Below are 21,400 nucleotides of genomic sequence, written 5' to 3'. Positions count from 1 at the left end.
ACATCTTCGAACGCGCCTGGGGCCTGCACGCCCTGGCCCTGGCGGGCCTGCTCCACCACCCCCGCCTCGCTCACCCCCATCGGCATCGGTTTGACAATCACTTCACGGCTGACGGCGACATCACCGCCACCAACGGCCACCCACCGCGCCGCCGGCCGGCTCGTCAGCCGGCAGCTTCAGGCGGCTTGGACGAGTTCGGCTCGGCCGAACAGCAGGGCGTAGCCGGCCGGGAGTCCGCCCAGCACCTGGGTGAGCAGGTCGGGGGGCAGGAGGGCGGCGACGGTGCTGAGGACGGCGCCGGTGTCCCAGCGGGCGACGGCGGGGGCGACGCCGGTGCGGGCGGCGATGTCCTGCACGAAGCCCCAGCCGGTGCGGGGTTGCGCGGTCGGCGGCAGGGCGGTGGTGAGGGCGTCGGCGGCCTCGGGGGGCAGACAGGCGGCCAGTGCGGTGCGCAGGCAGTCTCCGAGTTGCTGCCCCAGGGCGGCGAGTACGGCGTTGACGGACTGTTCGGCACGTTCGCGGGTGGGGTACGCGCCGTCGTAGCGGACGGTCTCCAGCATCTGGTCGTAGGTGAGCGCCGGTGCGATCCGGCGCTGTTCGGGCTGTGCGTGCATCGCTGTGGCAGTGGCCTTCCGTGGCGGGCGGCAGCCGGGCCCGGTGGGCGGGGGCGGCCGCCGGGTGGAGTGGTGGGGCTGTCGGTCGGGAGTGGAGGAGTGCGGCGGGGCCGTCCGGGGGCGGCGCCGGCGGGCCGGCGCCGCCGCGTCCGGTGCGGGTCAGCCGGTGATCTCCTGGCGGGTGTCGCCCGCGCCGACGGCGATCTTGCGGGGCTTGGCGCGCTCGGCGATCGGGATGCGCAGGGTCAGCACCCCGGCCTCGTAGTCGGCCTGGATGCGCTCGGTGTCGAGGGAGTCGGCCAGCACGATCTGGCGGGAGAAGACCCCCAACGGCCGCTCGGACAGGTCCACCTGCACACCCTCGCCGTGCGCGGTGGGCCGGCGTTCGGCCTTCACCGTCAGCATGTTGCGCTCGACGTCGATGTCGAGCGCGTCCGGGGAGACGCCGGGGATGTCGAAGGACACCACGTACTGCTCGCCGTCGCGGTAGGCGTCCATCGGCATGGCGGCGGGCCGGGACCAGGTGCCGGGGCGCAGGAGCTGGTCGGTGAGTCGGTCCAGTTCACGGAAGGGGTCGGTACGCATCAGCATCGCGGAACACCTCCAGGAAAGTTGGGCGATCGTCGCCGGTGTCGTTCACCTGCCCTCTGTTGTAGCATGTCATCCATCCGATGACAAACGTTGATGTCGTCCTGAGGGTGACGCCCTGGGCGGCAGCCCGCAGGAGGCCCCCGTGACAGCCGACCGGCCCGCACCGACCCCGCCGCCCGCCGCGGCCACCTTCCTCGCCGCCGCGGCGGCACTGGAAACCATCGACGCGGCCGTGCGCGAAGCCCGCGGCGCGAGTCGGGACCAACCCCCGGACCCCGCCGCCGACCCCCAGTCCGTCCTTGCCTCGCTGCTGCTCCTGCGCGAGGTCCGAGAACAACTCGCGGGCTGGGAGACCGGCTTGATCGAGACCGCACGCGCCGCCGGCGCGAGCTGGGCCGACCTCGCCGCTCCTCTCGGCGTCGCCAGCCGTCAGGCCGCCGAACGCCGCTATCTGCGCCTGCGTCCCGGCCCGGCCGGCTCCACCGGCGAGGAGAGGGTCAGCGCCACCCGCAACCGCCGCGCCGCCGACCGCACCGTCGACGCCTGGGCTCGTACCAACGCGGCCGATCTGCGCAGACTCGCCGGCCAAATCACCCAGCTCACCGACCTGCCCGCCGCCGCCCGCGCCGCCGTCGTGGACCTCGACACCGCCCTCGCCGCCGACGACGCCGCCGGCCTCCTCACCCCCCTCACTGCCGCCCACCTCCATCTCCAGCCCCGCCACCCGGACCTCGCCGCCCGTATCGACACCCTCACCCAGCACACCGAGCAACTCCGCGACCCCCAGGGCGGCAACCGCCGCACCCCGTAGGCACGCCCCCGGTCTGCTCCGGCCCGGCCGGGAATCCGGTCGCGGGATCAGTGTTCGATGCCGGCGGCCTGGATGAGGGTCTCGGCGGTGGTCACCGCCAGGCCCCGCAGATTGTCCGCGCCGATGCCGGCGCGGGTGCTGGCTCCGTCGTAGAGGGTGACGAGCTGGCGGGTGAGCAGGTCGGGGTCAGTGGCGTTTCCGCGTTCCGCCTCGGTGCGGAAGAAGCCCTCCAGGTGCTCCCGCTTGATACGGGCCGCCAGAAGGCTGACGGGATGTGCGGGGTCCTTCAGCTCCACCTGGGGCGCCAGATAGGCGCACCCGCGGTAGTCCGGTGACATGGCGAACTTCTCCAGTTGCCGGAAGACGTGGAGCAGCCGGGCGCGCGGGCTCGGGCTGAAATCGCGAGGGGGGAGCAGGAAGGCCGCGTCGGTGACGATGCGTCGCTCCAGCGCGGCTGCGAGCAGGGCGTTTTTGCTCTCGAAGAGCTGGTACATCGACTTCTTGGATATCCCGGCGCTGCGGCAGAGCGCACTGGCGGCCACGTCGACCCCTTCGCGGTAGAAGAGGTCGACCGCGGCGTTCAGGAGCCGTTCGCGCTGCGAGCCCTCCACGGTGGTTTCCGGGGCCTGGGGCGCCGCGCCCGAAGCGGCCTTGTCGACGGTCATGGACCCGAGCGTACCTCCCCGGCTCGACAGGAGAAACCGGTGGGTTTACAGTGATCCGGAGAGGAGAAACCATGCGGTTTCTCATGGTGTCCCGGTTGTGCACCGAGCACGGCCAGGCCGTTCGCCGATGCATCCCCGACAGGAAGAAGCCCAGCGCATGCGTGTCAACGGCTCCATCGCCCTCGTCACCGGCGGCAACCGCGGCCTCGGCGCCCAGCTCGTCCGGGCCCTGCTGGAAGCCGGTGCGAGCAAGGTGTACGCGACGGCCCGCGATCCACGCACCGTCAAGGCCGAGGGCGCCGTCCCGGTCCGGCTCGACCTCACCGACCACGCCTCGATCCTCGCCGCCGCCGAGCAGGCGCAGGACGTCACCCTGCTGGTCAACAACGCCGGCATCAACGACTTCACCCACATCATGGACGACGACCTCGACGCCCTTCGCCTCGAATACGAGACGAACGTCATCGGCACTCTCGACGTGACCCGCGCCTTCGCGCCGGTCCTCGCCCGCAATGGCGGCGGCGCGATCCTCAACGTCCTGTCCGTCATGTCATGGGCGTCGCTCCCGACCGAGTCGGGATACAGCGCGTCCAAGTCCGCTCAATGGTCCGTCACCAACTCCCTGCGCCTGGCGCTGGCCGGTCAGAAGACCCAGGTGACCGCACTGCATGTCGGCCGGATGGACACCGACATGATCGCCGGCAAGGGCATCGACGACCCGGCCGACCCGGCCGGCATCGCCAAGGCCGCCCTCGACGGCATCGAGAAGGGGCAGTGGGAAGTGGTCGCCGACGACTTCAGCCGGCAGATCAAAGCAGGACTCTCCCTCGACATCGAAGACCTCTACACCCGGCTCGGACTGGCCTGAGGCCGCCACGCCCCGGCAGGCACACGGGGCCGCGCCCGCGACGAGCGGCCGGCGTTCAGAAGACCGACCCGGATCCGGGCCGACGACGCGCCCTGCGGTCGCACCTCGATCTCGATCCGCCGTCCCCGCTGGCGGCCGGTGACCGGGTCGCGTTGCCGCTCACGCGTGGCACCCGGCGGGAGCAGGTCGTCGTCCCGGCCGAAGGCGTGTTCCCGTTGGCGGCGGTAGATCCGCAGCGGCTGGCGATGATCGGCGGCGACCCTCCCGCCGCCGGCGGCCCTGGACGAGTTCGTCGACGTCCCGCCCGGCTCGTTCGTCGTGCCGGAAGCCGCCAACTCCGGCGTCGGACGGCCGATGATCGCCATCGCACGCGGGCGGCCTGCGGACGGTCAGCTTCGTTCGCAAGCAAGCCGTCGTCGCCGGACTGAGTGCGGCCGGCGCCGACTTGGTGTTGCCCGACAGCCCGGAATCCGTGATCTCCGCAGCGGGAGACAGGGGCGGTCACCCGGGACTCGCAGGCGGAGGCCGCCCACTGCCCGTGGACGCCCCGACCGATGGTGTCGGCGGTGGAACCCGTCGTGGAGGCGCCGAAAGGGACCGGGCCGTGCTTGGTCCGGTCCCGGCCCGCCACACCGTGTGCGGCGATGAGGACTTCGGCCGGGGCGAGGCGGAAAACCCTGACCGCAGGACGTGTTGGCGGCGCCTTCGCGCGGATGTCACCGGGTGTTGGAGCCGGGGTCGGTTTCTCCTCCCGCGATGATCACTTGTTCTGCCGGTGGTCGTCCGATGGCAACTGAAACGCACCGGAAGGGGCGCAGGGTTGCACCGTCGGTGTGCCTTCCGACGGGCGCGCCGCAGAGAGGAACACGGATGTCCAACGCTACGCAGGACGACGGCGCTCAGCAGGAAGGTCCCACCCGCAGGCGGCTGCTCGGTGCCGCGGCCACGGTCGGCGGCCTCGCCGCCGCCGCCTCGCTCTTCCCGCCCAACCTCAGCCGTGCCGCCGCCGCGGCGCCCAAGCACGGCCCCCGGCTCTCCGACATCGAGCACGTGGTGATCCTCATGCAGGAGAACCGCAGCTTCGACCACTACTTCGGCACCCTCTCCGGGGTCCGCGGCTTCGAGGACCCCAAGGCGGCCCGTCTGCCCAGCGGCCGCCCGGTCTTCTACCAGCCGGACAGCCTGAACCCCGATGGTTACCTGCTGCCCTACCACATGGATTCCAAGACGACCGCCGCACAGGCCATCCCTTCGCTGAGCCATGCCTGGCAGGCCCAGCACACGGCCTGGAACGGCGGCAAGGTGGACAGCTGGCTGCCGGCCCACCGCGCCGCCGACGGCAACGCCCACGGTCCGTACACCATGGGCTACCTCGCCCGTGAGGACATCCCCTTCCACTACGCGCTCGCCGACGCCTTCACCATCTGCGACGGCTACCACTCCTCGGTGCTCGGCCCCACGCACCCCAACCGGTACATGCACATGACCGGCACCATCGACCCGGACGGCCTGGCAGGCGGCCCCGCACTCGACAACAACGCCCCCGCCGGTACCTACTCGTGGACCACCTACCCCGAGCGTCTGGAGGCCGCCGGGGTGAGCTGGAAGATCTACCACGAGCCCAAGTCGGGCCCCGGCGGCAGCCCCACCGGTCTGCCCCCGCTCGCCAACATGAAGCAGTACCAAGCCGCCAAGCCCGGCGACCCGCTGTACGACAAGGCGATAGCCGAGAGCGGCTTCGGCCAGTTCGAATACGACGCGATCAACGGCAAGCTGCCGAAGGTGAGCTGGCTGCTGCCGCCGTCGCTGTACGACGAGCACCCCGCCCGGCTGCCGGCGGCCGGCGCCAACTGGCTGGCCGGCAAGATCGACGCGATCGCCGCCAACCCCGAGACCTGGGCGAAGACCGTCTTCATCCTCAACTACGACGAGAACGACGGCCTTTTCGACCATGTGGTCCCGCCGACCCCGCCGGCCGGCACCCCGGGCGAATTCGTCACCAGGACCTCCCCGACCGGTGTCGCGGGCGGCAACCTCCCGGTAGGCCTGGGCTTCCGGGTCCCGTGCATCATCATCTCGCCCTGGACGGTCGGCGGTTGGGTCTCGTCCGAGACGTTCGACCACACATCGGTGCTCCAGTTCCTGGAGCGGCTGACCGGGGTCACCGAGCCGAACATCAGCGACTGGCGCCGCCGGATCACCGGTGACCTGACCTCGGCGCTGCGGATCAACGAGCACCAGCGGCCCGCGCCCGAACTTCCGCAGACCGGGGCCTCCTACAGTCTCGCGCAGTACGAGGCGGCGAACCTGCCGCTGCCGACCGTACCGACCCGGCAGACCCCGCCGCGCCAGGAAAAGGGCCACCGCCCGCGTACCTGATCCCCGGAAGCGCCCGGCTCCGGCCGGGGGACCCGGGACGAGCATCCGCAGCGGGGGCCGGGCGGCGGCCCCCGCTGTACGCGGTCGCACATCGCTGACCCGGCTGAGGGCGTACAGCTCCCAGCCCATGTTCTTCGCGCGGAGTGGCGGGCCTGTCGACGCGCTCATGGCACAGCGCCTCCGCAGCCTTCGCCAGCCAGCCCGGACAGCTGGCCAGCCAGGCCGGACAGCCGGCCGCGGCGCGGGAGCGCGTCGCCGGTCGCGGAAGTGACGGTACGCCGCGGCTGGCGAGACGCCGGCGCCCACACCAGCGGGAACAGCTGTCGGCCTTCCCACAGCTGATTCCTGGTTCGGCGGTCCGACTTACGCTGAGGTGGTGACGACTCAAGAGATCACGCACGGCGTGCGCGGCACCACGCACAGGCCGCGATGGCGGTTGCCTCCGCGGGGCGCGGACACGGCTCTGGCTGTCGCGGTGACCGGCGTCACAGTGTGGGGGTGCTACAGCGAGTCGAATCCGTCCAGCCAGGCCCTGCGGGTCCTGCACGGGCATGTCGTCACCCCGGCCCCGCTTTGGGCCTACCTCCTGATCGCCGTGTCGGGCCTTGCGCTGATCTGGCGGCGCCGCTGTCCGCGTGCCGTCCTGGCGATCTCGCTCGCCGGCGTCCTCGGTTTCACTGCCCTGGGCTATGTCAGCAACGCAAGCCTGGTCATACCGCCGATAGCGCTCTACGCGGTAGCCCTGACGGTGTCCGCCCGTGAAGCGGTGACCCTCGGAGCTGTGACTCTCGTCGCATTCGGGGGGATCGTGGCCGCCAGTCCGTTCAACAGCGTCGGCAGCGGTGACATAGCGCTGGCGGGTCTGGTCGCTGTCGCGGTGCTCGCGGGGATCGCCAGCGCCAACCGACGCGATTACCTCGAGGCTGTCCGGTCCCGTTCGGAGCTGTCCGAACGTACCCAGGAGGAGCGGACCCGCCGCAGCATCGACGCCGAACGGCTCCGGATAGCCCGGGAGCTGCACGATGTCGTCGCCCACACGATGTCGACCATCAATGTCCAGGCGGGTGCCGCCTCCTATGTCACCGGCTATCTGCCCGCGGAGGCGGCAGACGCCCTGCGGGCCATCAAGACGGCCAGCAAGGACGGCCTGCGGGAGCTGCGGGCCATACTGTCCGTCCTCCGCCAGGCCGACGACCTCGAACCACATCAGCCTCAACCGGGGCTGGCCCGTCTCGACGCCCTGGTGGCGGGGGTCACCGCGTCCGGCCTTCCGGCGAATATCGTCATCACCGGCCGTCCCTGTGCTCTGCCGCCCGCCGTCGACCTGGCCGCCTACCGCATCATCCAGGAATCACTGACCAACGCCATCCGTCACGCCGGCCCGGCCACCGCCACGGTCCACCTCACCTACGACCACCACGAAGTGCGTCTGAGCATCACCGACACCGGCAGGGGGCCGGCAGCCACCGGTCCGACCGCCGGGCACGGCCTGATCGGAATGCGCGAGCGAGCGGCGGCCACCGGCGGATCGCTCAGTGCCGGAGCGGCGGTCAACGGCGGCTTCGAGGTCACCGAAAACCTACCGAAGGTGTCTCGAACATGATCCGCGTCCTCCTGGCCGACGATCAGGCCCTCATCCGAGCCGGCTTCCGCGCGCTGCTCGGCCACACCGACGACATCATCGTCGTCGGGGAAGCGACCGACGGCGAGCAGGCGGTGAGCCTTGCCGCGAGCACACGCGCGGACGTCGTCCTCATGGACATCCGCATGCCCGGAGTCGACGGACTCGAAGCGACCCGGCGCATCGCGGACAGTGACGATCTCGCAGGTGTGCGGGTACTCATCCTGACGACCTTCGAGTCCGACGCCTACGTCTACGAGGCCATCCGTTCCGGTGCGTCCGGCTTCCTCGTCAAGGACACCGAACCGGAAGAGCTGATCCAGGCCGTCCGGATCGTGGCCCGCGGTGACGCCCTCCTTTCCCCCGGCGTCACCCGGCGACTCATCGCCGACATCGCGACGGCCGGCCGTCCCGACAGGAATACCGCGGCCTATCCCATCCACCGGCTCACCGAGCGAGAACGCGAGGTACTCGCTCCGCTCGGCCGGGGGCGGTCCAACAACGAGATCGCCGGCGACCTCTTCCTCAGCCCTCTCACCGTGAAAACCCACGTGAGCCGCGTCATGACCAAGCTCGCCGCGCGCGACCGCGCGCAACTCGTCGTCGTCGCCTACGAAACCGGACTTGTCACCGCGGGCGCCCGCTCCGACTCACCGGCACCGTGACCTGCTGCCACGCTCCGGTGCTGACCGGGCGCTGACCGGGTGCGGCACCGGGATACGCGCACGCCGCGCCTGAAGCGGCCCTACTCCTCAGCACTCCTCAGCACTCCTCAGCATGCGCACCGGCCCTGACCACGTCGTCGACGCCCGTCACGTCTGCCGGAGGAAGGCCAGCCATTACTCCCAGCGGAGTAGCCAGGGGTACTTCCAGTGGGGTAGCGGAAACCTCCCGCTGTGCGATGCCCGCCGACGAGCACATCGCGACGCTTGACGGATGACAGTTCCTGCTAACCGCTCGGCGCGCGCTTCGATGTGCCGACCCCCTTGTGTCCGCCGGTGCCCAGGCCGTGATCGCGGCAGCTTTCGTCCCGTCCTGCGCTGCTCTGCCGCCCGTCCTCTCGTGTGCCTGGGGGTGCGGCGATGACCGCGTGGGCTGCGGTGACCTCCGGCGGAGGAGAGGGCCGGGGCGTTCGTCTTCCGTCGTTCACGTCGATTCGCGGATACCTCGCCTCGGACGCCACGCGAACGATCCGGACCGTCCTTGGGCTCGTCTGGATACTCGATGGAGCGTTGCAGCTCCAGCCCTTCATGTTCTCGGCGGAGTGGGTCCAGGAGCTGGCCGGCATGCAGACCGGCCAGCCGCGATGGCTCGCGTCCAGCATCGTCTGGGGAGCTGATCTGGCCGGTGCGAACCAGGCAGCCTGGAACATCGTGTTCGCGTTGATCCAGATCGCCATCGGACTCGGTCTGCTCCACCGCCGCACTGTCACCGTGGCGCTGGCTTCTTCCTTGGTCTGGTCCGTGATCGTCTGGTGGTTCGGCGAAGCCTTCGGGATGCTGTTCATGAATACCGCCGACTCGCTGACCGGCGCACCCGGCGCCGTGGTGCTGTACGCGCTGATCGCGCTGATGGTGTGGCCCAACGATCGGCCGGGCGGCCTGCTCGGGGACCGGGGGGCCCGAACGATGTGGGCCGCCCTGTGGATCGTCATGGGGTGGCTCTGGCTGCTCGCCGCAAACAGCGGTGACGACTCCGTCAGCAATGCGATCGCCGGCGCCCCCACCGGGGCCGGATGGCTGAGCGCGGTCCTCACCGACGCTGCCCGGATCACTGAGGGCCGGGGGCAGGTGATCGCGCTCCTGTGCGCCGGGCTCTCCTTCCTCATCGGATGCGGTGTGGGTCTGCGATGGCACGCGCGAGAAGTCCTGTGGATCGCCATCGTCCTCAACATGGGCTATTGGGTCGTGGGCCAAGCATTCGGTGGCATCGCTACCGGTGAGGCCACCGACATCAACAGCGCTCCTGTGTTCATCCTCCTCGCCGGCGCGATGTTCATCCTCTTTCCGAAGCCAGTCCGCTCCGCGTCGAGGAGCCGGGCCCTGGCTCTCGACGGCCCAGCGCGGACGGCCGGTGAGGTGGGCCGGCCGGGTGGCCAGACCCTGCACAGTCGTCGCGCCGTCCTGACGACGGCTGGAGTGGTTGCGGGGCTGGCCGCCGCCGCGGCTGTCGCGGACCTTGCCGGCGTCACCGGAACCGGAGGAGGAGCGCCACCACATCCCGGCCCGGGGACCGTTCCCGAAAACAACAACAGCCACGGCAACGGCCACGGCAACAACAACGGGGGCTCGCAGAGCCACCGCGACCCGAACTCCGGCATCCAGACCCTCACGAGCGAGATCACGCTGCCGCCGCAGTTCCGCTCGGCCCTGAAGATCCCGCAGCAGCTCAGGCCCAGTCGCCGGACCTCCGACACTGACTACTACGAGATCGTGCAGTCGGAGGCGATGGCGACGATCATTCCCGGCCTGCGGACACCGATCTGGGGTTACAACGGCACCTTCCCCGGCCCGACTATCGTCCAGAATCCGGGCCGCACCGTCGTCGTCAGCCACCGCAACGGTCTTCCGGTGCCGACGGTCGTGCACCTGCACGGCGGCACCACGCCGCACGACAGCGACGGCTATCCCACGGATTTCATCCTGCCCGACGCGAAGTATGGCACCTTCCCCGAGATGCCTGCTATGGCCGGCATGCCCACCGGGACCGATCCGGACGCCGGCATCACACGGCAGACCCGCGACTACATCTATCCGGAACAGCCACATGCCGGGACGCTGTGGTATCACGACCACCGCATGGATTTCACCGGCGCGAGCGTCTACCGCGGCCTGGCCGGCTTCCACATAACGCACGACGCCGACGAGCGGTCGCTCGGGCTTCCGTCGGGAGCGCGCGACGTGCCCCTGATGATCGCCGACCGCGCGTTCGCCTCCGACGGATCGTTCCTCTACCCCGCGCTCGACCCCGCCATGCACTCCGTCCCCGGCGTCGAGAAGTCCTCGATGAAGGGCGTCATGGGAGACGTGATCCTCGTCAACGGGGCGCCCTGGCCGGTGATGAAGGTCGACACCGCCCGCTACCGGTTCAGGATTCTGAACGCCTCCAACGCACGCACCTACCAGCTCGCGCTCCAGGACTCCTCGCGGCGGAGCGTGGGGTTCACCCAGATCGGCAGCGATCACGGCCTGCTGGCAGCGCCGCTCCCGCAAGACACCATCCAGATCGCGGGGGCCGAGCGCTACGACGTGGTCATCGACTTCAACCGCTACAAGGTCGGCGACCAGATCACGATGGTCAACCTGCTCGGTTCGGGTTCCACCGCGGTCGTGATGCGCTTCGTCGTCGCCCGGGCAACCAGCGACAGCAGCCGCGTCCCGAGCAAGCTGTCCACGATCGACGCGATCAGCCCGACCCCGGCGATGACTCGGCGCACGATGAAGTTCCACCGAGGCGCCGACAGCTGGACGATCAACGGGCGGGTCTTCGACCCGACATACTCGGAAGCCGACGTACCCGCTGGAAGTACCGAACTGTGGACGATCGTCTCGGACTTCCACCACCCATTCCACATCCACAACGCCACCATGCACGTGATCTCCCGCGACGGCCGCGCCCCGGGCCCCTACGACCACGGCTGGAAGGACACGGTGTTCGTCAGCCAGGGCGAAAGAGTCCAGCTCGCCATTCGGTTCAGCACCTTCAAGGGACGCTACGTCTTCCACTGCCACAACCTCGAACACGAGGACATGGGCATGATGGCGAACTTCCGGATCACCTGACCGCCGCTGGGCAAACACGCACATCCTCGGGGTCACCGCCCACCCCGCCAGCCGTCCACCCCCCTGCGACACGGCATTCCCACCATCAAGGTACTGAAGCGCGGTCGCCCGCGACGTGCCCTTGGGCGCCTTTCCGCCACCGGTGCGGGGGGAGGCGCCCCGGGGACGAACCGGCCGAAGGCGCGTTCTGCCAGGTCAGTGCGGGTTTCGGCCCGTATCCGCCCGGGCCGAAGAAGCGGGTCAGCAGAACCAGCCGTTCTGCACCCAGCCGTGGCGGTTGATCTGGCCGTAGGCGAAGCCGTAGACCCAGCTGCCGTCGACCTGCTCGACCAGGAAGGTCTGGCCCTGGTAGAGCGTGCCCATCCAGGCGCCGACGGGCTCGGTGCGGACGTAGAGGTCCTGGGCGCAGACGGTTTCGCGGACTCCGACGGTGCCGTTGGCGGCGTGGGCCGGGGCGGCGGTGGTCAGCAGGGCCAGGGCGCACAGCGCGGCGCCGGTGGCGGTGATCGAGGCGGTACGCAGCATTCTCGACTCCCTTGGAGGGCGGGGCGGTCGGGGTCCCGGGCGGGCCGGACGGGTCACCAGGAGTCGTAGCCGCCGACGCACTCGATCCGGAGATAGCCCCAGTCGTTGGGGCCGTAGTCGAAGGAGGCGGCCCAGCCGTTGTAGACCGGGTGCGAGCCCGGTGTGTGGCCGATCTTGTCGCCGTAGCCGAGCACCCGCTTGAGTCCCGAAGGCCCGCCGGCGCTGTCGTAGTTGGCGTAGAAGCTCGCGCTCTGGCACACCACGATCGCGTGCTCGGGCGGTACGGCCGCCTCGGCGGCCGGGAGCGCGGCGCCCAGTACGGGGACGGCCAGCGCGCAGGCGGCGATGAGGGTACGGCGGCGTCGCGTCATGTCGCGTCCAGGGGTGAGATGTGTGTCGGACGGTACGGGAGTGCCGGGAGCCACACGTCACCCTACGATTCTGGCCTGCTCCTGACAACGGTGCGTCGACGGTGTGCGGGCCGGCCACGGCCGGCCCGCACACCCAATCAGCCGCTGACCAGGACGGTCAGCCCACCGTCAGCCGACCGTCCAGACGAAGCTGGCCGTGTCGCTCGCGCCGTGGCCGTTGGAGGCGGTCACGCTCACCGTGCTGGTCCCGGTGGCCGTCGGTGTGCCGGAGATGACACCGGACGGGCTGATGGACAGCCCGGCGGGCAGCCCGGTCGCGGTGAAGGCCAGCTGCTGGCCCGCGACCGACGCCTTCGCGGTGACGGGCAGCCGGACCTCGGTACGGGCCGGGCTGCTCATACCGTGCGGGTTGTCCACGGTCACTGAGGCGGCCGGGGTGGCGGCCGCGTCCACCGTCTTCGCGCTCATCGCGGTGGCCACGTTGAGCGTCCCGGTCAGCGGCAGGTTCCGTGAGGAGTCGCCGACCATGATCTGGTAACCGCCCGCCGCCGTCGTCCAGTTGTTGCCGGCGGTGTTCCAGTACGCCAGGTCGTGCGCGGTGACCGGGAAGGTGACCGTCGCACTCGCCCCCGGCTGGAGGTCGACCCGCTGGAAGCCCTTGAGCTGCTTGGCGGGTTCACCGGTGGACGCGGGATCGCCCACGTACAGCTGGGCGATCTCGGCGCCCGCCCGGGTGCCGGTGTTGGTGACGGTCGCGCTCACCGTGGCGTTGCCGCTCCCGTTCAGCGCCCCGACCTGGAGGCCGGAGAAGGAGAACGAGGTGTACGACAGGCCGAACCCGAACGGGAACAGCGGGGTGATGTTCTGCGCGTCGTACCAGCGGTAGCCGACCTTCAGGCCCTCGCTGTACTGCACATTGGTGCCGTTGCCCGGCCACTGGGCGGTGGTGTGCGCGGGCACGTCCGCCAGCGAGCCGGGGAAGGTGACCGGCAGCTTGCCGGACGGGTTGACATCGCCGAACAGCAGCGCGGCGAGCGAGTTGCCGACCTCCTGACCGCCGTACCACTCCTCCAGCACGCCCTTGACCGAGGAGAGCCACGGCATGGTCACCGCGGAGCCGGTGTTGAGCACCACGATCGTGTTGGGGTTGGCCGCCGCGACCTGCTGCACCAGCTGGTTCTGCTGGGCCGACAGATCGATACTGGTCAGGTCGGTGCCCTCGTTCTCGCCGTAACCGACGCAGACGATCGCCACGTTGGCGGCGCGGGCCGCGGTCACGGCCGCGTTGATGTCCGTGCCGTCGTTGTACGTGACGGTCGCGCCGCTGCCGGCCACCCGGTTCTGCAGCGCAGTCAGGGGCGAGACCGTCCCCGAACTCGTCGCGGTGGCGCTGCCGCCGCCGACGCTGCGTACCCCGGCGCCGCCGTCCGGACCGAGCAGCGCGATCGACTTCGTGGTGGCGGTGGACAGCGGCAGGATCCCGCTGTTCTTGAGCAGGACGCTGCCCTGCTCGGCGACCTGACGGGCCGTCGCCTGGTGCGCGGCGGAGGTCACCACCGCGTTGCGGTCACCGGTCTTGGCGTGGTCGAACAGCCCGAACGCGAACATCTGCGTCAGCACCCGGCCGACCATGGTGTTGAGCGTCGCCTGGCTGACCGTGCCGTTGGCGAGCGCCTGGTTGAGGAAGTCGGCGTAGAAGTAGCCGCCCGGCATCTCGATCGTCATGCCGTTGTTCGCCGAGTCCACCGTGGAGTGCGCGCCGCCCCAGTCGCTGGTGACGAAACCGCCGAAACCGGCCTGCTGGTAGAGGGCGTTGTTCAGCAGATAGGCGTTCTGGCAGGCGTACACGCCGTTGACCGTGCTGTAGGCGCACATCACCGACGCCGAGGCGCCCTTGCTCACCGCCGCCTGGAAGGCCGGCAGATAGATCTCCTGCAAGGTGCGGTTGTCCACCACGGCGTTGTCCGCCGGGCCGTTGCGGTTGGTCTCCTGGTTGTAGACCGCGACGTGCTTGGCCTCGGCCATCACACCCTGGCTCTGGATGCCCTGGATGCTCGCGGTGGCCATCTGCGCGCTCAGATACGGGTCTTCGCTGTACGTCTCGAAGGCCCGGCCCCAGCGCGGGTCGCGCACGATGTTCATCGTCGGGCCGAGCGCCACATCGGCGCCCTTGCCCTTGAACTCCGCGCCGGCCACCGTGCCGTAGCTCTTCTGCAGAGCGGTGTCCCAGGTCGCCGCCGAGGACACCGCGGCCGGCAGTTGGGTCACGCCGCCGAGTCCGTCGCCGACGCCGCTCGGTCCGTCCTGGAAGCCCATCGCCGGGATGCACAGCGAGGGGATCGCCGACATGTCGCCGATGTACGGCTGGGTGCCGCCGTTGCCGTGCAGCATCTGGATCTTCTGCGCCTGCGTCATCTGCGCCAGCACCTGGGCGACACGGGTGGCGACCGGCGCGGTCGAATTCACCCACGGGCAGTCGCCGTTGCCGCCGCCCGGCGGCGTGGTGGTGGAGCCGCCCGGCGTCAGGACGGTGAACTCCCACAGCGAGTAGCCGTACGCCGTGCCGCGGACCGTTCCGTACATCCGCACATAGCGGGCAGTGGCGGTGAAGTTGTGCGTCTCGGTGCCGCCGGTCCCGGTGGTGGTGGAGTAGGCCGTGGTCCAGTTGGCGCCGTCGGCGGAGGTCTGGATCTGGAACGCCTTGCCGTACGCGGTCTCCCAGGCGAGTGTCACCCCGCACACGGACTGCGAGGTGCCGAGGTCCACCTGGAGCCACTGCGGGTCGGCCGCCGCGCTGGACCAGCGGGTGCCGAGGTTGTCGTCGAAGGCCGCCGAGGCGGGGGTGCCGGCGTTCTCGGTGGAGGAGGCGGTGGCCGGCTTGCCGACCGCGGCGGTGGTCGTCCCGCAGCCGGTGGGCGGCGGGCTGGTGGTGCCGGAGCCGCCGTAGACCTGGAACTCCCACAGGGAGTAGCCGTAGGCGGTGGCGCGCGCGGTGCCGTAGAGCCGCACATAGCGGCCGGTCCCGGTGACGGCGAGATTCTGGGTGCCGCCGGTGCCGGAGGTGGTGGAGTAGACGTTGGTCCAGTTGGCGCCGTCGGCCGAGGTCTGGATCTGGAAGGCGGTGGCGTACGCCGCCTCCCAGCTCAGCCCGATCTGCGATATGGACTGGCTGGAGCCGAGGTCGACCTGGAGCCACTGCGGATCGCTGAAGCCGCTGGACCAGCGGGTGCCGGGGTCGCCGTCCACGGCCGCCGAGGCGGGGGTGCCGGCGTTCTCGGTGGAGGAGGCGGTGGCCGGCTTGCCCTGCGAGAGCAGGACGGGGCCGGCCGCGCCGGCCAGGTGCGGGGTCGCCACCAGGGCGAGCGCGACGACGAGCACGAAGCCGACCAGCGCGGCGATCCGTGAGCGCCGGGTCGCGGCCTGCCGCCGGGCCCGGCCCGGAGGCCGTGGGGGTGGGCCGAACGGTGATTGCGGAGCGAGATGCATCTGTTCGCCTCTCGAGTACGGCCGTGGGGCCGGAAGAGGAGGTGGGGGGTTGCCGCCCCGGGCCCTTGGCGGGCCCGGGGCGGCCGGTGTGCGTCGGCTGCTACTGCGAGACCCGCACGTAGTCGATCAGCATCCGCTGCGGGAAGACCGTGCTGGCGTCGGGAGCGCCGGGCCAGTCACCGCCCACCGCGTTGTTGAGGATGATGTAGAACGGGTGGTCGTAGACCCACGGACCGCGGGTCGATTCCACCGTCGCCTTGTCCGCGGTGAAGAAGGCGTGGCCGTCCACCGAGAACGTCATGTGGCTGGAGTCCCAGTCCACGGCGTAGGTGTGGAAGGCGCTGGCGAAGTCGCTGCCGGCCAGCGTGTAGGGCGACCCGTAGCCGTTGCCGCCGTTGTAGGCGGGGGCGTGCAGGGTCGAGTACACCGAGTCCGGGACCTTGCCCACGTGCTCCATGATGTCGATCTCACCGGAGTTGGGCCACGGGGTGCCCGTCTTGAAGTTGGAGCCCAGCATCCAGAACGCGGGCCACAGACCCTGGGTGCCGCTCACCTTGATCCGCGCCTCGACGTGGCCGTAGGTGAAGTTGAAGTGGTCCGAGGTGTTGATCCGGCCGGAGGTGTACTGGCCGTTGGCCTCCTTGCGGGCTTCGATGACGAGGTCGCCGTTGCCGTCCATGGTGGTGTTGTCACCGTTGGTGTAGGTCTCCAGCTCGCCGTTCTGGCCGGCGCCGGTGTCCTGGGTCCACTTGGTGGTGTCCGGCTTGGTGCCGGCCGCGCCGTTGAACTCGTCGCTCCACACCAGGTGTTCGGGGTTGCCCGGGTTCGGCGGCAGGGCGGGCGGCGCGGTGGGGTTGCCGCCGGTGCCGTAGACGTCGAAGGTCCACAGGGAGTAGCCGTACGCGGTGCCCCGGGCGGTGCCGTACATCCGTACGTACCGGCCGTTGCCGTTCACGCTCAGGGTCTCCTTGAAGCCCTTGCCGGTGGTGGTGGAGTAGATGCTCGTCCAGTTGGTGCCGTCGGCCGAGGTCTGGATCTGGTAGGCGCTGGCGTAGGCGGGGTCCCACTGGAGGACGACCGTGCTGATGTGCGCGGTCGCGCCGAGGTCCACCGAGATCCATCCCGGGTCCACCCAGCCGGTGCTGTCGCTGGTGGCCCAGCGGGTGGCCGGGTCCTCGTCGAACGCCTTGGCCGGGGTGCAGCCGGTGCAGGCGTTGGCGTTCTGGTAGGTCGAGGCGGTGGCGGGCTTGTTGTACGACAGCAGCGTCCCGCTGGGCGGGGTGGTGCCGCCGGTGCTGCCGCCCGTGGTGGTCCCGCCGGTCGTGGTGCCCCCGGTGGTGGTGCCGCCGGTGGTGGTGCCCCCGGTCGTCGTGCCACCCGTCGTGGTGCCGCCGGTGGTGCCGTTGCCGCCGGTGAAGACCTGGAACTCCCACAGCGAGTAGCCGAACTGGGTGGCGCGCTGGGTGCCGTACAGCCGGATGTAGCGCCCGGTGGCGGTCAGGGTGATCAGTTCGGTGGCGCCGGGACCGGTGGTGGTGGAGTAGGCGGTGGTCCAGTTGGCGCCGTCGGTCGAGGTCTGGATCTGGTAGGCCTTGCCGTACGCGGTCTCCCAGATCAGATTCACCCCGCAGATGTTCTGCGAGGAGCCGAGGTCCACCTGGAGCCACTGCGGGTCGGCCGCCGCGCTGGACCAGCGGGTGCCGTTGTTGCCGTCCACCGCGGAGGACGCGGGAGTGCCGGCGTTCTCGGTGGAGGAGGCGGTGGCGGTCTTGTTCAGCGCCGCGTTGGTGGTGGAGCAGGCGGCGTTACCGGTGCCGGCCGAGCCGAACACCTGGAACTCCCACAGCGAGACACCGTACTGGGTGGCCCGCTGGGTCGTGTAGATACGGACATAGCGCCCGGAACCGTTTACGGAAAGCGTCTCCGTACCGCCGGTGGACGTCGTGGTCGAGTAGGCGCTCGTCCAGTTGGTGCCGTCGGCCGAGGTCTGGATCTGGTAGGCCTTCGCGTACGCGGTCTCCCAGTTGAGGACCACCTGCGAGAGGCTGGAGGTGGCGCCGAGGTCCACCTGGAGCCACTGCGGGTCGGCGGCGGCGCTGGACCAGCGGGTGCCGGTGTTGCCGTCGACGGCCGCTGAGGCCGGGGTGCCCACGTTCTCCGTGGACGAGGCCGTCGCCGGCTTGCCCTGGGAGAGGAGGGTGCCCGCGGCGCGGGCCGGGGTCTGGAGGATCACCAGTGCGAAGGTCGCGATCAGCGCCGCGATGCAGGCGAAGACGAGCGATCGGGTGGTTCTGCTGGACGGATGTGGGGGGCTGCCGGTCACGGCGTCTCCTGAGTGTCGTCGCCGGGGGTGAGAGAGCGCTCTCTGGATGCTGCGATGATTACGGCGCTGTTGCTGACACGTCAAGAAAGTGAACAGGATTCGCACCAGCGATTCACAGCGTCACCGGCGTGCTGTCGACAACCGAAGCTTTCGCGAACTCCTTGACCGGATACGGGAGTTATGCCGGTTGTCGCTGTGTGCAAGATCTTTACACGAGCGGTGCGGCTGTCAAGCGGGGTGCCGGGCGGGGGCGGGGCACGGCGTCCCCACCCCCTTCGTCCCGGTTCAGTGCCGCCCGGGCGTCACCCGGAGCATCACCGTGCCGTGCGCGGGCACCGGGGCGGCGATCGGGCCGTCGGTGCCGGAGACCGCCTTCGACCAGAGGTCCTCGACCGCGGCGGAGGCCGCGGCGCCCAGCCCGACGTCCCGCAGGGTGGTGGCCACGGTTCGCGTCGAGGTGGTCTCGTTGGTGAGCGTCACCGAAGCCCCGCCGTCGGCCAGCGGTTTGGCCATCACCACCAGGCCGTCGGCGGACGACACCACGGTGCCCTGCCGGCCCAGCGGGTCCTGGTCGACCGCGATCACATCGGTGTTCTCCAGGATCGCCAGGGTCGCGGCGCTCGCGGAGCGCAGATCGGTGCCGATCAGCAGCGGCGCGGCCATCTGCGCCCAGAGGCTGAAGTGGGTGCGGTACTCCGTGTCGGTCATGCCGCCGTTGCCGACCTCCAGCATGTCCGGGTCGTTCCAGGCGCCGGGCCCGGCGTAGGGGGCGAGCGGCTGGTTCTGGTGGGCGATACCGATCATGCTCGACCAGGAGTCGCCGATGTCGAAGGTGGTGCGCCAGGAGTTGCCGAGCGCCGGGGCCCAGTTCCAGGGCTGGCCGGTGCCCCACTCGCAGACGCTGTAGAGGATCGGCCGGCCGGTGGCCCGCAGCGCGTCGCCCATCGCCTGATAGCGGGCCCGCGCGTCGGTGCCGGTGTTGTTGCAGTTGTCGTACTTGAGGTAGTCCACACCCCAGGACGCCCACAGCTCCGCGTCCTGCCGCTCGTGGCCGAGGCCGCCGGGGAAGCCGCCGCTGTCGCAGGTCTTGGTCCCCGCGCTGGAGTAGAGGCCGAACTTCAGGCCCTTGGCGTGGACGTAGTCGGCCACCGCCTTGATGCCGTGCGGAAAGCGGACCGGGTCGGGGACCAGGTCACCTCGCGTGTCGCGTTCGGGCAGCGCCCAGCAGTCGTCGATGTTGACATAGGTGTAGCCGGCCGCCCTGAGGCCCCGTGAGACGAGGATGTCGGCGATGTCCTCCACCATCGACTCGTCGAACTCCGCCCGGCAGTGGGTGGAGTTCCAGTTGTTGAAGCCCATCTGCGGGGTCAGCCCCAGACCGTTGTCGACGGCGCTGGCCGGCGGGGCACCGGCGAGCTGGGCGGCCAGCGCGGCCGAGGCGAGCGCGGCGCTCAGCGCGCGCCGGACGGCGGTCCCGGCGGTTCGACGGGCGGGGGTCCCGGCGGCGGGCCGGGCGGCGGGCCGGGAGTCCGGCCGCCCGGCGTGTCGGCCGGCACGCGGTGCGGCGCGCCCGGGAATCGCCCTGACGGCGCGCCCGGCGGAGCTCGGTCCCAGGATGCCGCGGAGACGTGGTCGGTGGGGCATCTGCGGCTCCGGGAGGTGTGAGTGGCGCACAAATCAACGGGATCGAACGAAATCAACCACATCACAGCCGCGCGGAGCGGACGTGTCAACGACCGTCGCGGGTGAACGTGTGAACCCGTACGGACGCGCCGCGCCACCCGGCCCCGCGGCGTAGATCGACTTTAGGCTGTGGCGGTGTGCCGCGGCCCACCGTGCGGGCCCGCGGCGCGCCGGAGCGGTCGGATCGTCGAGAACGGGAAAGGGCATGAGATGCCCGAGGTACCAGAACCAGTGGTCAAACTGGTCCGGTGGACCACCGAACCGGCCGGTGCCCAGATCGCCCGGTCCACCGCCGCCTCCGTCCTCGCCTTCCAGGTCGCCGTCTGGTTCACCCCCCAGCCGGCGCCGCTGACCGCGCCGCTGACCGCCCTGCTGGTGGTCCAGGTGACCCTCTACTCCACCTTGACCACCGGCATCCGCCGGGTGAACTCGGTGGTGATCGGAGTACTGATCGCCACCGCCTTCAGCTCGCTGGTCGGCCTGAACTGGTGGAGCCTGGGGCTGATCATCTTCGTCGCGCTGCTGGTCGGGCGGGTGGTCCGGGTCGGCGAGTTCACCGTCGAGATCGCGATCAGCGCGATGCTGGTGCTGGGCGTCACCCGGGTGTCGTTCACCGCCTGGGACCGGGTGGACGAGACGCTGATCGGCGCCGGCGTGGGGCTGCTGTTCAACCTGCTGTTCGCGCCGCCGGTGCTGGTGCAGCCGGCCGGCGAGTCGATCGACTCGCTGGCGCGCCGGATGGCCCGGCTGTTCCGGGACCTCGGCGGTGAGATCGCCGGCCATCTGCCGGTCGAGGAGGCCGCCGAGCGGCTGTACGAGGCGCGCCGGGTGGACCACGTCATCTCGGAGGTCGACGCCTCGCTGCGGCAGGCCGAGGACAGCCTGCGCTGGAACCCCCGGGTACGGGAGGGGGTGCTGTCCCGGATCGTGCTGCGCACCGGGCTCGACACGCTGGAGATCTGCGCGGTGGTGCTGCGGGTGCTGTCCCGTACGCTCACCGACCTCGCCAAGCAGCGCACCGAGGAGTCGCTCTTCCCCGAGGAGCTGGCCCAGGAGCTGGAGGAGCTGTTCGGCAACGTCGCCCGGGCGATCCAGAGCTTCGCCGAGCTGATCACCACCCAGGTGGCCGAAAACGCCGAGGGGGCCGAGGAGCGGCTGGGGCGGGCGCTGGACGGCGCCCGGGAGAGCCGGAACCTGGTGGCCGCGCTGCTGCTGGCCGGGGTGCAGGAGCATCCCCGGCAGTGGCAGCTGCACGGCGCGCTGCTCGCCGAGGTGGACCGGATCCTGGACGAACTGGCGGTGGACAAGCGCTCCCAGCGGCTGGTGGAGGAACTGGACCGCCAGTCGCAGGAGATGAGCGAACGTCACCCCCGGCTGCACATGATCAGCCGCCGGCTGGCCGGCTCCCGCGTCTACCGGCGGGTGTCCAATCCCTCCAAGGACGCCTTCAAGTAGCGCCCGTCTCCGGTCCGGGGCACGGGTGCGTCGGACCCGTGCGCCCGCGTCCCGACCGTTTTCCGCCACAGCGAGCAGATCGCGCCGGTCGGTCCGCCGGGCGGTTCAACTTCCTTTGCCCGGACGTGAATCGTTGCCTTCCGAGGCGTAGACGCCGCCGTAGCGCGTCTGTAACACTCTGCCAACACGCGCGCAAATTATGAGCAGAACAGCGATGGATCTGTAT

General features: G+C 70.5%; 14 protein-coding genes and 1 pseudogene. 7 read left to right on the top strand and 8 right to left on the bottom strand.

What is annotated here, in order from left to right:
* Positions 1 to 176: 176 nt before the first annotated feature.
* Positions 177 to 614, bottom strand: a complete 438-nt coding sequence (locus ACFO3J_RS10730; protein ID WP_386428495.1) for a DUF2267 domain-containing protein — start codon at positions 612 to 614, stop codon at positions 177 to 179.
* A 159-nt stretch (positions 615 to 773) separates the two neighbouring features.
* Positions 774 to 1,205: an Hsp20/alpha crystallin family protein gene (locus ACFO3J_RS10725; protein WP_386428492.1), complete on the bottom strand. Its 432-nt coding sequence runs from the start codon at positions 1,203 to 1,205 to the stop codon at positions 774 to 776.
* Between the two features lie 142 nt (positions 1,206 to 1,347).
* Here ACFO3J_RS10725 and ACFO3J_RS10720 point away from each other — a divergent pair, with 142 nt between their 5' ends.
* Positions 1,348 to 2,016: a type III effector protein gene (locus tag ACFO3J_RS10720; RefSeq protein WP_386428490.1), complete on the top strand. Its 669-nt coding sequence runs from the start codon at positions 1,348 to 1,350 to the stop codon at positions 2,014 to 2,016.
* 47 nt (positions 2,017 to 2,063) lie between these two features.
* Here the strand turns inward: ACFO3J_RS10720 and ACFO3J_RS10715 are convergent, their stop codons facing one another.
* Positions 2,064 to 2,681, bottom strand: a complete 618-nt coding sequence (locus ACFO3J_RS10715) for a TetR/AcrR family transcriptional regulator (protein WP_386428489.1) — start codon at positions 2,679 to 2,681, stop codon at positions 2,064 to 2,066.
* A 157-nt stretch (positions 2,682 to 2,838) separates the two neighbouring features.
* On the opposite strand from ACFO3J_RS10715, the gene ACFO3J_RS10710 reads away from it, so the two are divergent.
* The 5 genes from ACFO3J_RS10710 (at position 2,839) to ACFO3J_RS10690 (ending at position 11,331) form a co-directional block, all read left to right on the top strand.
* Positions 2,839 to 3,549, top strand: a complete 711-nt coding sequence (locus tag ACFO3J_RS10710; RefSeq protein ID WP_386428487.1) for an SDR family oxidoreductase — start codon at positions 2,839 to 2,841, stop codon at positions 3,547 to 3,549.
* An 870-nt stretch (positions 3,550 to 4,419) separates the two neighbouring features.
* Positions 4,420 to 5,928, top strand: coding sequence for an alkaline phosphatase family protein (locus tag ACFO3J_RS10705; protein WP_386428485.1), 1,509 nt, complete (start codon positions 4,420 to 4,422; stop codon positions 5,926 to 5,928).
* A 376-nt stretch (positions 5,929 to 6,304) separates the two neighbouring features.
* Complete coding sequence (locus ACFO3J_RS10700; protein WP_386428483.1) at positions 6,305 to 7,531, top strand: sensor histidine kinase; 1,227 nt, start codon at positions 6,305 to 6,307, stop codon at positions 7,529 to 7,531.
* Positions 7,528 to 8,214, top strand: a complete 687-nt coding sequence (locus ACFO3J_RS10695; protein ID WP_386428482.1) for a response regulator — start codon at positions 7,528 to 7,530, stop codon at positions 8,212 to 8,214. Before ACFO3J_RS10700 ends, ACFO3J_RS10695 begins: the two co-directional genes overlap by 4 nt.
* Before the next feature lie 567 nt (positions 8,215 to 8,781).
* Positions 8,782 to 11,331, top strand: coding sequence for a multicopper oxidase family protein (locus ACFO3J_RS10690; RefSeq protein WP_386428481.1), 2,550 nt, complete (start codon positions 8,782 to 8,784; stop codon positions 11,329 to 11,331).
* 240 nt (positions 11,332 to 11,571) lie between these two features.
* Here the strand turns inward: ACFO3J_RS10690 and ACFO3J_RS10685 are convergent, their stop codons facing one another.
* The 5 genes and pseudogenes from ACFO3J_RS10685 to ACFO3J_RS10665 form a co-directional block, all read right to left on the bottom strand.
* Positions 11,572 to 11,856 (bottom strand): hypothetical protein, encoded by a 285-nt coding sequence (locus ACFO3J_RS10685; RefSeq protein ID WP_386428479.1) that lies wholly within the window; start codon positions 11,854 to 11,856, stop codon positions 11,572 to 11,574.
* Positions 11,857 to 11,909: 53 nt separating this feature from the next.
* Positions 11,910 to 12,227, bottom strand: coding sequence for a hypothetical protein (locus ACFO3J_RS10680; protein WP_386428478.1), 318 nt, complete (start codon positions 12,225 to 12,227; stop codon positions 11,910 to 11,912).
* A gap of 168 nt (positions 12,228 to 12,395) precedes the next feature.
* The gene (locus ACFO3J_RS10675) at positions 12,396 to 15,713 is read right to left on the bottom strand and encodes a glycoside hydrolase family 3 C-terminal domain-containing protein (RefSeq protein ID WP_386428476.1); all 3,318 of its coding nucleotides are present in this window, start codon (positions 15,711 to 15,713) and stop codon (positions 12,396 to 12,398) included.
* A gap of 100 nt (positions 15,714 to 15,813) precedes the next feature.
* The gene (locus ACFO3J_RS10670; RefSeq protein ID WP_386429180.1) at positions 15,814 to 17,976 is read right to left on the bottom strand and encodes a discoidin domain-containing protein; all 2,163 of its coding nucleotides are present in this window, start codon (positions 17,974 to 17,976) and stop codon (positions 15,814 to 15,816) included.
* Positions 17,977 to 18,330: 354 nt separating this feature from the next.
* Positions 18,331 to 19,680 (bottom strand): annotated as a pseudogene (locus tag ACFO3J_RS10665) (glycoside hydrolase family 27 protein); the annotation flags it as partial.
* A 249-nt stretch (positions 19,681 to 19,929) separates the two neighbouring features.
* Between ACFO3J_RS10665 and ACFO3J_RS10660 the strand changes: the two are divergent.
* Positions 19,930 to 21,174 carry an FUSC family protein gene (locus ACFO3J_RS10660; RefSeq protein WP_386428475.1) on the top strand — a complete coding sequence of 415 codons (1,245 nt, stop codon included), beginning with the start codon at positions 19,930 to 19,932 and terminating at the stop codon, positions 21,172 to 21,174.
* The last annotated feature ends 226 nt before the right edge of the window (positions 21,175 to 21,400 follow it).

The sequence above is a fragment of the Streptomyces polygonati genome (assembly GCF_042650325.1).
In the GTDB taxonomy this organism is placed as follows: domain Bacteria; phylum Actinomycetota; class Actinomycetes; order Streptomycetales; family Streptomycetaceae; genus Actinacidiphila; species Actinacidiphila polygonati.
This window is presented reverse-complemented; position numbering and strand designations above follow the sequence as displayed.